Origin of the sequence: Pseudomonas lopnurensis (genome assembly GCF_015070855.1) — a bacterium.
Lineage (GTDB): Bacteria > Pseudomonadota > Gammaproteobacteria > Pseudomonadales > Pseudomonadaceae > Stutzerimonas > Stutzerimonas lopnurensis.
In genome coordinates, this window is record NZ_JADDIX010000059.1 from 1 (window position 1) to 11,526 (window position 11,526).

Annotated in this window: 11 protein-coding genes; 6 read left to right on the forward strand and 5 right to left on the reverse strand. The window is 68.3% G+C overall.

Going from position 1 to position 11,526, the window contains the following annotated elements; translation table 11 throughout:
• The 4 genes from IN820_RS11485 to IN820_RS11500 all read left to right on the forward strand — a co-directional run.
• Positions 1-804, forward strand: an 804-nt coding sequence (locus tag IN820_RS11485; protein WP_193681108.1) for an IS630 family transposase, incomplete at its 5' end; no start/stop codon positions are given.
• Between the two features lie 597 nt (positions 805-1,401).
• The gene (locus IN820_RS11490; protein ID WP_193681109.1) at positions 1,402-2,196 is read left to right on the forward strand and encodes an SAM-dependent methyltransferase; all 795 of its coding nucleotides are present in this window, start codon (positions 1,402-1,404) and stop codon (positions 2,194-2,196) included.
• A 1-nt stretch (position 2,197) separates the two neighbouring features.
• Positions 2,198-3,550: an APC family permease gene (locus IN820_RS11495; protein ID WP_193681110.1), complete on the forward strand. Its 1,353-nt coding sequence runs from the start codon at positions 2,198-2,200 to the stop codon at positions 3,548-3,550.
• 91 nt (positions 3,551-3,641) lie between these two features.
• The gene (locus IN820_RS11500; RefSeq protein ID WP_235989138.1) at positions 3,642-5,045 is read left to right on the forward strand and encodes an amidohydrolase family protein; all 1,404 of its coding nucleotides are present in this window, start codon (positions 3,642-3,644) and stop codon (positions 5,043-5,045) included.
• 438 nt (positions 5,046-5,483) lie between these two features.
• Here IN820_RS11500 and IN820_RS11505 read toward each other — a convergent pair whose 3' ends face one another.
• The 4 genes from IN820_RS11505 to IN820_RS11515 all read right to left on the reverse strand — a co-directional run bounded on the left by IN820_RS11505 (position 5,484) and on the right by IN820_RS11515 (position 8,594).
• Positions 5,484-6,911, reverse strand: a complete 1,428-nt coding sequence (locus IN820_RS11505) for a GMC oxidoreductase (protein WP_193681111.1) — start codon at positions 6,909-6,911, stop codon at positions 5,484-5,486.
• Positions 6,911-7,042, reverse strand: a complete 132-nt coding sequence (locus IN820_RS22790) for a hypothetical protein (RefSeq protein WP_268939450.1) — start codon at positions 7,040-7,042, stop codon at positions 6,911-6,913. Before IN820_RS22790 ends, IN820_RS11505 begins: the two co-directional genes overlap by 1 nt.
• 165 nt (positions 7,043-7,207) lie before the next feature.
• Positions 7,208-7,915: an NADPH-dependent F420 reductase gene (locus tag IN820_RS11510; protein ID WP_235989139.1), complete on the reverse strand. Its 708-nt coding sequence runs from the start codon at positions 7,913-7,915 to the stop codon at positions 7,208-7,210.
• A gap of 106 nt (positions 7,916-8,021) precedes the next feature.
• Positions 8,022-8,594: an antibiotic biosynthesis monooxygenase gene (locus tag IN820_RS11515; protein ID WP_193681113.1), complete on the reverse strand. Its 573-nt coding sequence runs from the start codon at positions 8,592-8,594 to the stop codon at positions 8,022-8,024.
• 514 nt (positions 8,595-9,108) lie between these two features.
• On the opposite strand from IN820_RS11515, the gene IN820_RS11520 reads away from it, so the two are divergent.
• Positions 9,109-9,783, forward strand: coding sequence for a DUF1028 domain-containing protein (locus tag IN820_RS11520; RefSeq protein ID WP_193681114.1), 675 nt, complete (start codon positions 9,109-9,111; stop codon positions 9,781-9,783).
• A gap of 150 nt (positions 9,784-9,933) precedes the next feature.
• Here IN820_RS11520 and IN820_RS11525 read toward each other — a convergent pair whose 3' ends face one another.
• Complete coding sequence (locus IN820_RS11525) at positions 9,934-10,320, reverse strand: DUF4168 domain-containing protein (protein ID WP_193681115.1); 387 nt, start codon at positions 10,318-10,320, stop codon at positions 9,934-9,936.
• A gap of 150 nt (positions 10,321-10,470) precedes the next feature.
• Here IN820_RS11525 and IN820_RS11530 point away from each other — a divergent pair.
• A partial coding sequence (locus IN820_RS11530) for a histidine kinase dimerization/phospho-acceptor domain-containing protein (RefSeq protein ID WP_235989140.1) occupies positions 10,471-11,526 on the forward strand: 1,056 nt, incomplete at its 3' end.

Below are 11,526 nucleotides of genomic sequence, written 5' to 3' on the forward strand. Positions count from 1 at the left end.
CAGGAAGTGCTGGTTCGCACATTGATGACCGATAAGATGCCCGACCAGCTCAAGCTCGGCTTTGCACTCTGGACGCGTGATGCCGTGCGCGAACTGATCCGCCAGCGCTGTGGTTTTCTCATGCCGGTTCGAACGGTTGGTGAATACCTCAAGCGTTGGGGCTACACCCCGCAGCGACCACTGCATCGGGCTTATCAGCAGAAACCTGAAGTGGTTCAGCGCTGGCTGGATAATGAATATCCACGCATCGCACAGCGGGCCAAGGCCGAGAATGGCGAGATTCAGTGGGGTGACGAAACCGGCATGCGCAGTGACAGCCATGCCGGTCGCAGCTACGCCCCTATTGGTGAAACGCCGGTGCGCCAGGTCAGTGGCAGTCGTTTTTCCACCAACATGATTTCCACCGTGACCAATCGAGGCAAGCTGCGCTTCATGCTGTATCGGGAAACGCTGACAGCCCCAGTGCTGATTCGCTTCCTGGGTCGACTGATTCGTGATGCGCAGGGCCGCAAGGTGTTCCTGATTCTCGATAACCTGCGCGTACACCACAGCAAAAAGGTGAGCGCCTGGGTCGCCGACCGCAAAGAGCAAATCGAACTGTTCTTCCTGCCGGCATACGCCCCGGAGTTGAATCCTGACGAGTATTTGAATTGTGATTTGAAGCATCAGGTGCGTGCGGGCTTGCCGGCGCGTAATCAGGACGAACTGGAAGGGCGTGTTCGCTCGGTCATGAGACGATTGCAATTACGCCCCCAAAGAATCCGTTCTTATTTCCGGCATCCACGTATCGCCTACGCAGCATGATAGGGTGTATTTGATTGCCGGGTTAATATCTTCGGTCGCGACGATCCGAACCCGACTTGGCTGAAGAAAACGGAAAGCCGGGGGGCGACGTGGACTGGCAGTGGGTCAAGGAGATTCACGACAGCTTCAAGTAGATCAGTTTGGGGTTGGGTGGGCCGGCGGCGATGGTTATCACCCTGTGGTGGCGTACTTCATATCCGGGCGACCAGTGGGTCGGCAGCCCCACTTCGTTGGCACCATGCGTGGACGCGACGAACCGGCGCCGTCGGCCACACCCTTGATGAGGCATTGATAGAGATGCGCGGCTCGGCATCGATCAGGAAATTACCGGTCTGGACGCAGGGCGACGAAGCCCGGCGGGCCCTGTCCACCGGCTGTTGGGCTTCGCTGCGCTCAGCGCCAACTTACCGCGTGGGGCAGGCCATTGGCGTTGGCACCCATTCAGAATCGTTTGATCTTGTGGCGTCCTGCCCTCTACCACGCACTCACATCAGGTTGCAGAACCCGTGCGGTTGCCCAGAACCATCCGGCGACTCATGGGTCATCAATTTCTGATGCGTGTCGACGACCGATGCGCCCCTTCCCGGGAGAACCACGATGCTCCTTGCCATGACTCATACCCTGCGTACTTTCCTGCTGCCTCTGGCGCTGTTCGCGGTCACGACGGTGCAGGCGCAGACGCGACAGCTGGATGTTCCCTATGTACCCACACCCGATAGCGTGGTGGCGCGTATGTTGGAAATGGCCGAGGTCGGTCCGGGCGACCGCGTCATCGACCTGGGCTCCGGCGACGGGCGCATCGCCATCGCCGCGGTGCGCGACCGCGGTGCGCATTCCGCCCTGGGCGTTGACCTCGACCCCGTGCGCATCGCCGAGGCCGAGCTCAACGCGCAGGAGGCGGGCGTGTCCGATCAGGTCGCCTTCGAGCAGGGCGATCTGTTCGAAAAGGACATCTCCGAGGCCGACGTGCTGACCATGTACCTGCTGCAGCGAGTCAACCTGCGCCTGCGGCCGGTCATTCTCGATACCCTGCAGCCGGGCACCCGTGTGGTCTCCCATGCCTTCAGCATGGATGACTGGCAGCCCGACCAGACCGATACCGTGGCCGGCAGCCGCATCTACCTGTGGATCGTTCCGGCCAAGGTGGAGGGCGACTGGCAGGTGGAAACCGACCAGGGCCGGGTGACGTTGAGCCTGACGCAGCAGTTCCAGGAGGTGCAGGGCAGTGCGCGCACCGCGGCCGGCGAGGAGCCGGTCCAGGGGCGGCTGCGGGGCGATGAGCTGCATTTCACGCTCGGCGATCGGGAATACATCGGCAAGGTGAACGGTGACCGGATCGAACCCTTGGCGAGCGACGGCACGCAGCGTCGCTGGTCGGCGCAGCGGTCCTGAGGTGCGCGTCCCGAGCGGGTCGCGGGGCGGCCTTTGCGTCACGGACGGCGTGGCGGTGCTGGTCGGCGTGGTCGTTGGCGTCGGCATCTTCGGCTTCCCCCCGCTGGTCGCGCAGCACGCGCCCAACGCGCTTGCCTATCTCGGCCTGTGGCTGGCCGGCGGCCTGCTGATGCTGGTCGGCGCACTGTGCTACGCCGAACTGGGTGCGACCTACCCGCACCGGGGCGGGGAATACCACTACCTGGCGCGGGCCTGGGGTCCGCGCGTGGCGCTGCTGTTCGCCTGGGCCCGCTGCGGGGTGATCCAGACCGGTTCGATCGCCGCGGTGGCGTTCATCTATGGCGACTATGCCCAGCGCCTGCTGCCGCTGGGCGAGGCCGGCGCCGCCTGGCATGCCGCTTTGGTCGTGACGGCGCTGACCGCCCTCAATGTGCTCGGTACCCGTGAATCGGGTCGTCTGCAGCAGCTGTTCACCGGGCTCACCCTGCTGGCCATTCTCTGCGTTTCCGGTGCCGGGCTGTATGCAGCCCTTGCTGGCGATGGTGCGCCGCCACAACCCGTGGCGCCTGCCGAAGGCGGTCTGGTCGGGATGCTCGGCATGGGCATGGTGTTCGTCCTGCTCACCTATGGCGGCTGGAACGAGGCGGCCTACCTGTCCGGCGAGCTGCGCCGGCCGGCCCGCGACATGAGCCGCGTGTTGCTGTTCGGCGCGGCATTGGTCACCGGACTCTACCTGCTGGTCAACCTGGCCTTCCTCGGCATCTTCGGCCTGCAGGGGGTGCGCGACTCATCGGCGATCGGTGCCGATCTGATGGGGTTGGTGGCTGGTGCCCGGGGCGAGACGCTGCTGGCGTTGCTGGTCTGCGTGACTGCGTTGTCCACCCTGAATGCCACGGTGCTCACCGGTGCCCGCGTTTACTACGCGCTTGGCCGCGACGTGCCCCGTCTGGCGGCATTGGGTGCCTGGAACGAACGGGGCGCCACGCCGCGCCGGGCGTTGCTGCTGCAGGCGGTCATCAGTCTGGGCCTGGTGGCCTTCGGCGCGTATCTCGGCAACGGCATCGAGACCATGGTCGCCTACACCGCGCCGGTGTTCTGGCTGTTCATGGCGCTGGTCGCCCTGAGCCTGCCGCGCCTGCGCCGCCGCGCACCGGTGGCGCGGCCGTTCAGCGTGCCCGGTTATCCGTTCACGCCCTGGCTGTTCGCGCTGGTCTGCCTGGGGTTGTGCTGGGCCAGCGTGCGCTACGCCGGCGAGGGGGCGCTGCTCGGCGTGGCGGTGCTGCTGGCCGGCCTGCCGCTGTTGCTGCTGCAACGCCGGGTCCCGCTGCCGGAGCCGGCCGGTGAAGGCGCCTGAGCGCAGGAGCCGCCGTCATACCTTTTCGCCGATGCGCTGCCCTGGGCTTGACTTGACTGGACATCGGTCGACCGCAACCGGAACCCCCGTCATGTGCCTTTCGCTCATCCGTCCTTGCTGTCCCACCCTCGCGTCCGGCGCCCTGTGGCTGGTAGCACTCCTTGCTGGCTCTTTCCAATCCCAGGCGCAACCGCGCGCGCTGCTGATCGAGGGCGCGCAGGTGATCAGCCTCGATCCGCAGCTGGGCGACCTGCCGCGTGCGGACGTGCTGCTGCGCGACGGCCGCATCGCCGAAGTCGGCGCGCAGCTCTCCGATGCCGAGGCGCAGCGAATCGATGGGCGCGGCAAGCTATTGCTTCCCGGGTTGGTGGATACCCATACCCATCTCTGGCTGAGCGCGACCCGTGGGCAGTTCCGCAATACACCGCAAACCGACTACTTCCTATTGAAGAAGCACCTGGCGCGGCACTACACGGCCGAGGACATCCGCATCGGCACCGCCTTCGGCGCATTGGAAAGCCTGGCGGCGGGCGTGACCACCAGCGTCGAGTTCTTCCACAACCTGCGTGGCCCGGAGCACCTGCAGGCGTCGCTGCAGGCATTGCGCGACAGCGGCATACGCGCCCGCCTGCTGTACGGTGCCCATGACGACCTGCCCGACGACCGCAGCATCGACCTCGAGCATCTGGCCCGGGTCGCGCGGGACTGGCCCGAAGGCCGGATATCGCTGGGACTGGGCTGGCGCGGCGTCGGCAGTGGGGAGGACGCGAACGTCCAGGCGGTCGGCCGCCGGGAGATCGAGGCGGCGCGGCGGCTGGGATTGCCGGTGTCGGTGCACTCCGGTGGCGCGCGCAACGCGGCGCTGGTGGCAAGCGGCCTGTTGGGCCCGGACGTGCAGATCGTGCATGCCACTGGCGCGACGCGCGAACAGCTCGCGGCTTTCCGCCAGGCCCGCGCCTCGCTGTCACTGACGCCGGTGACCGAGCAGCGCGTCGGCTACGGCCTGACGCGACTGAGCGATTACGCGGCGGTGGGACGCATCGGCCTCGGTATCGACGGGCCGGCCCTGGCCGGCAGTGCCGACCTGTTCGCCAACATGCGCCTGCTGGCACTGACCGAATCCGGCGCGCTCCGGGCCGAAACGGCGGTCGAGCCGCGCCGCATCCTCGAGCTGGCGACATTGGAAGCCGCGCGTTCCCTGGGCCTGCAGGACGAGATCGGCTCCATCACTCCGGGCAAGCGGGCCGACCTCATCCTGCTCGACCTCGATGCGCTCAACCTGGCGCGGCCCGGCGCTACCGATCCCGTGGCGCTGGTGGTCTATTCGGCGATGCCGGCCAACGTCGACACGGTGATCGTCGACGGCATCGTCCGCAAACGCGACGGACGCCTGCTCGACCTCGATCTCCCGCGCCTGCTCGACGAGGTGCGGGGATCGCTGGAGGCCATCCTCGAACGCGCCGGCGGGTTGCCGCCAGCGCCGGACGCGTACTGATTGGGCCTGCGAGTCTGTCGGTGGGGCAGTTGTGAGCGACCAGTTGAGCGCTCAGGTCGTGCCCGCCGAGACCAGGTCCGTTGAGATTCCGCCACGGCCAACGGGCCGTAGCCGTGAAGCAAACGTCTCTTCCGATACCCGGCACGCTACGTAGGGTGCGCTCCGCGCACCGCATGCACCGAGGCCCGGCGGTGCGCGCGTGCAACGGCCCGATGTTCGGGCGATCGGACGCACGCCGGTAGGTGGCGGCGAGCGCAGCGAAGCCCAACAGGGATCGGCACGAACCTGTTGGGCTTCGTCGCTTCGCTCCTCAACCAACCTACGCGCCCGACCCAACCTACTGGCCTGGTGCCTTGACGAGGTTCAGCGCGCCACCGAGCGCCCTTTCGGCTTGATCGACCGTCTGGTTCGCCGGGTGAGGAGCAAGCACGGACAGGGTCACGCGGTGCGGCTCTGCTCCAGGTGCGCCGCCAGGCGCAGCGCCAGTTGCACGATGGTGTAGGTCGGGTTGGCGAAGCCGCTGCTGGGGAACACTGAGGAGCCGGCGATATAGAGGTTGCGTTGGCCGAACACCTTGCAGTCGCGGTCGACGATGCCCTGCTCCGGCGTGCGGGCCATGCGGGTGCCGCCCATGTGGTGGCAGCCGCCGAGCTCGTCGTCGTCCGGGAACGGCTCGCTGCCGGACAGCCAGCCGTCCAGGCGCAGGCGGCCGAGGTCCAGGTCGGCGATGTAGCGGCCCAGGCGTCGGGCGCTCTCCAGGGCGGTGCGCTTGTCCTCGTCGTCCAGGGTCCAGTGCAGCGCCACCCGCGGGATGCCGAGACGGTCCTTCTGCGCCGCCAGCGCGACGCGGTTTTCCGCCCGCGGGCGCTGCTCCCAGCTGGCGCGCAGCAGCGCCCCGTAGCTCTGCCCCTGGCGATAGTCGTGCAGCGTCGCGCTGGCGAGCCGCGGCGCGACCCGGGCCAGCCGGCGAATGCTGTCGAGGGTCTGCGCCTCGCCGCCGCGGATGATCCGCAGGCCGCAATTGAGCAGTCGCTTGTGCGCCATCAGCTCTGGCGACGGCGATACGAAGCCGACGTCCTTTTCGTCGAAGTGCAGCCCGGCCCGGTGCCTGAGCAGGATCTCGCCGAGGGTGAAATGCGGATGCTCCATCCAGTAGCGGCCCAGCGTCGCCGGCTGCCTGATCAGCGCGCCCTGCGCCAGCTGGTTGCTCCACAGCAGCAGGCGGCTGTTCTCGATGCCGCCGGTGGCCAGGATGTAGCGCTGTGCGGTGAGGGTGCGGCGCACCCCACCGGCATCCACCTGCAGGCCGGTGACCGCCGCGCCGTCGGTCAGTATCGCCACCAGGCTGGTGTCCAGTGCCACCGCGACGCTCGCCGAGGCGAACAGGCGGTCCCGGTATTTCTCGCCGAAGTTCACCGTGGAATAACGGAAGCGGCTCTGTTTGAGCGGCGCGCCGGGCAGCGGAGGCTCGTCTTCGGGAGGGCCCAGCCCGAAAAAGTCGTCTGCCCGTACCGCATAGGGGGCGAGATCGCTGCGGCGGATCGGCCAGCCGCTGTCGGCCAGCCCCGGCTTTTCCTCGAAATCCACCGCATCCAGGGGGCGGCACCAGCCACCCCAGCCGTTGGAGGAGCCGCCGAAGGCGCGTATCCGGCAGCCGTCCAGTGGCCGGTAGGCATGCCCCAGCGTCTCGCCGCGGTAGAGTTCCTGGGAGGCCTGGGAAGGCGACTCGCCGCCGCCTTCGAGCAGCAGCACGCGCTTGCCGGCGTCTTCCAGCGCCAGGGCCAGGGTGATGCCGGCCGGGCCGCTGCCGACGATGCAGTAGTCGAACGGCGGCACCCCCGCGAGCTGCTCGACGGTGATTTTCATCAGTCGTCTTCCGGGCGCAGGATCCAGCCGCCCCGCTCGACGTGGCGTGCGACGTGCGCCCGTGCCACGGGAAGCCCGGCGAGCAGTAGCAGGTTCAGCATGCCGACCTTGAGCAGGCGTCGTCTTTTCATGTCCTTTCACCGCCTTTTCCGGGCGCGCTCGCCGCTGATCTGCCGATCGGGCGCTCGCGGTGCAGCGGGCTGCACGATCAGGCCGAGGCACCAGCGGCGCTGCGGACCTTCAGTGTTTGTGAAAAGCGCTACTGGCGGGAGTTCCGCGCATGTCGCTTCCGCGTCCTACAGCCCCAGCGCTTCGCGCAGCTCGGCGGCGGTCAGCATCCTCGCCGAAAGGCCGGAGCCGTAGTCGAAGCGCTTGGCGCTGCTCAACGGGCCGACGATCACCGGATCGAAGCCGGCATCGGTGACCAGCCGCGCGGCGACCTGCAAGGCCTCGTCATCGTCGCCGGCCAAGGGTATGGCCAGCCGCTCGCCGTCGCGATGGGCCTGGTTGCGCAGGTTATAGGCCGAGATGGCATTGAACGCGCGGACCAGGCGCACCTCCGGCAGGAAGCGCTGCGAGGCCAGCCCGGCGCCCAGTTCCCGCGCCGCCTCGGCCATGGGGCCGTCGCGTGCGGGGATGGGATTGCCGGCATCCAGCACGATCTTGCCCTCGAGTTCCGCGGCGTGGTCGCGGCCCACCTGCGGGGTGGCGGCATAGGGCACCGCCAGCAGGATCACCTCGGCGAACGCCGCCGCCTCGCGCGCGCTCCCGACGTGGGCGCGCTCGCCCAGCTCGTCGGCCAGGGGCTGCAGGCGTTCGGGATGGCGCGAGGAGATCATCACCGGGTGGCCGGCCTCCACCCAGAGCCGGGCCAGGGCGCTGCCGATATTGCCGGTGCCGATGATGCCGATGCGGATCGGCTGATCCTGCGCCAGGGACAACGAAGCGCTCAGCGCCAGAATCAGGCCCGACAGGCAAGCGGCAAGGCGGTGGCTGGCTTTCATCATGGCATCCTCCGGGGTGGCGGGTCGCGTACCGGGCAAGCATAGGCGACCCTGTCCCCTCGTGCCGCCGGGCGCGGGGCTGCCTTGGAGGCGGCCCCGCCCGGGTTCAGCGGGGCGCGACCGGCGCGCCCGTGCGCCGCCAGGTCGCACGGGCCGGCTTGTGCAACCAGGAAGCCAACAGACGGGTCGACAGCGGGATGAACAGGTAAGTCATCAGCGGGGTCAGCGCCAGGGTGCTGAGCAGGATGCGCAGCGTCAGCGGCAGTTCGCTCAGGGCGCCGCCGAACAAGGCGTGGAACAGCAGCGAGACGGGAAAGAATGCCAGCCAGATCGCTACGCTCTGCTTCCAGCGTGGTGGCAGGCGGTCGCCGTTGCCGAACCAGGCGTCGATGCCGCGGGCGCGGTGCTCGTGGGGCTGGGCGAAGAGTTCGCTGCCGCGTTGCAGCCAGGCGCGACGCGAGGCCGAATGCTCCCAGGCATCGAGGGTCGGTTCGTCGGCGAAGCGGAAGATCATCTGGTATTCGTCGTCGCCCGGTGGCGGGGCGAGCACGCCGGAGCCGAGGTAGCCGGGGAAGTCGGCGGCCAGTTGTTCGCCTTCGTGAAGCCAGGCGAGAAAGTCATGGTAACGGCCGTCGCGCACGCGGCGGGCCACCATCAAAGTGACGGGTTCGCTAGACATCGTGTATCTCCAGCATCAGGCCGGCGACCCGGATAGGGCGTTCGGCGGTACGCAGCGCCGGGGTGGTGGGCTGCGATGAAGGCCATGCGAGGATCGTTCCGGTTTGCGAAGATCCCCGTCCCGCGCGGCGTTCCGGGGTGAGGTCGGCAGCGCGGGCGCGCCACTATACGGGGAAAATGCCCTGTTGAGCCGCATGGCTTGCACCGCGATGGGCGTCGCTTCGTGCTACCCGTGCCGGCCGGCTGAACCATCGCCGCGACCCGGCGCCCAAGAAGAAGGCTATGTTCCCGTTACGTGTTGCAGGGGCTTGGTGACTTGTGCCTGCGATCGCCCGATGTTCGGGCGATCGGTCATACGGTAGGTTGGCGCTGAGCGTAGCGAAGCCCAACAGGCGCTGCATGACCTGTTGGGCTTCGTCGCTTCGCTCCTCGACCCAGCCTACGCGTCCTGCCCCAACGGTTTGTGCAACAAGCAGCTGGAACATGGCCAAGAAGAAACCCGGTGGAGTACGTCCATGACCTTTTCCCTCATTGCCCGTTGCCCGCGTACCGGCCAGTTCGGGGTGGCGGCGGCCACGGCGATGCCGGCGGTGGGCAAGCTGCTCACCCATGCGGCGGCGCAGGTGGGCGCGGTGGCGACGCAGGCGCAGATCAACCCCTATCTCGGCACCGACGGGCTGCGTTTGCTGCGCCAGGGGGAGTCCGCCGCGCAGGTGCTCGAACGGCTCGGGCACACCGATCCATGCATGGAGCTGCGCCAGTGCGCGGTGATCGACGGGCGCGGCGACGTGGCCTGCTGGACCGGACCGAAATGCCCGCCCTGGGCCGGTTCGATTGCCGGCGAGCAGTTCTGCGTGCAGGGCAATCGGCTGGCCGGGCCGGACGTGCTGGAGGCCGTGGCCGATGCCTATCGCCGGGCTGCCGCGCAACCGCTGGTGGAGCGCCTGATGGAGGCCATCGCCGCCGGCGATGCCTGCGGCGGCGACCGCTGCGGCGAGTCGTCGGCCACGATCTATGTGGTGGACCGCGAGGAATATCCGCTGTGGGACATTCGCGTCGATCATCACCGCGACCCGGTGGCGGAGCTGCGCCGGCTGCACCGGGTGTTCGCCCGCGACGTGGTGCCCGAGATACTGGCCATGCCGACCCGGGCGAATCCTGCCGGCAAGGCCGCCGAGCAGGTCATCTGAGCGCCGCTACGCCGCGGGCGTGAACGGCGGGACCGGCCGCATCCGGGCCTTCCGCTGCCGGCTCGAAACGCAAAAGCCCCGCCGGCGATGCCGAGCGGGGTGTGCTTGCGGCGCCGGCCCGCCCAGGCGGTGCCGGTCAGCCGTGGCGGGTCACTTCAGCATCGCGAGCACGCGGTTGCGCAGTTCAGGGTCGGTCTGCACCGCCTGGTTGATGGCGTTGTACTCGTCGACGCTGATGTCGTTCTCCTCGATCACGCCGAGCATCTGTTCGTTGGCCTGCTGCTGCAGCTCACGCGCCTTGTCGGCGTCCTCGGTCTGCTGCAGCTTGCCGGTGAACTCCTCGCGGATTTCCATGATCTCGCCGAGCGACTCGGCAAAGCTTTCCAGCTTGTCGTCGCTGAACTGCTGGGAACCTACAGCCGGCTGTGCGGCGGGCGCCGGATCGGCAGGGGCCTGCGCCAGGGCGAGCGGTGCGCCGAGGCCGAGGAACAGCGAGACGAGGCCGGCGAAGGCGAGGCGGGTGTTGTGCTGGGTCATGTTCATTCCTTGCTCGATTGAAGACGGGGGAATCGGTAGCAGGTGCTGTGCCAGTTTCGGGTTAATGAATTAACTTGTTGATTCAAAAGGTATTTTCCATTTCGTCAGGATGCGGTGGACCCGCCGGGTTCGGCTCTGTATTGTGCCGATATGACACATGTATCATTCTGGCAGCGACCTTCCAGCCTGCGCGGCGCCCTGTTGTTGAAGGTCGTGGTACCGCTGATGGCGATCATGTTCGGCTTCAGTTCCGTGCTGTTGTGGACGGTCGAGCGCCACAGCGAACGGCGCCTGCAGGCGGAGGTCGAGCTGGTGGCGCGGGCGGTGCGCCTGCCGCTGAGCGCCAGCCTGGAGAGGAACCACGAGCGCACCCTGCAACAGGTGCTGGAATCGGTGCTCGGCGTCGGCCGCGTCTATGGCGCCTACGTCTACGATCGCGAGGGCCGCCTGGCCGCCTCCGCCGGGGTGGTGGAGCCGGACCAGGACGAGGCGGCGATCCAGCAGCTCACCGCCGGCGGCGAGCTGACCGGCGCCTACCAGCGCATCAAGGGGCGCGCGGTGTACTCCTATTTCGTCCCGCTGGAGGAGAGCGGCGGGCAGATCAACGGCCTGCTGCAGGTCACCCGGCGCTGGAGCGACTTCGAGCAGGACATCCGCCGCCTGCGGCTGATCGCCGGCGGGCTCGGCGGGCTGCTCGCCGGCGTGGCGCTGGTGGTGATCCTGCTCGGTCATCGCTCGGCCGTCGGCAAGCACCTGCAGCAGCTGACCCGCAGCATGGCGCGGGTGGCCGGCGGCGACCGCGAACATCGCGCGCCGGGCGGCGGGCCGCAGGAAATCGTCGTGCTGTCCGCGGCACTCAACGAGATGCTCGACAGCATCGCCGCCGCCGAACGCCAGGTCGCCGAGCAGCAGGCCCGCGAGGAAGAATTGCAGGCGCGCCTGCGCCAGACCCAGCAGTTGGCCGCAGTCGGGCGCCTGGCCGCCGGCGTGGCGCACGAGCTGGGCAGCCCGCTGAGCGTGATCGACGGCAAGGCGCAGCGGGTCTTGCGCGATGACGCGCTGGCCCAGCCGCATCGCCGCGCGCTGCTGCAGATCCGCCAGCAGGTGGCGCGGCTGAGCGCCATCGTCCGCCAGTTGCTGGATTTCGGCCGCGCCGCCGGCTCGCCGTTGCGCCGCGTTCCGGCCGAAGTGCTGGTGCATTCGGCC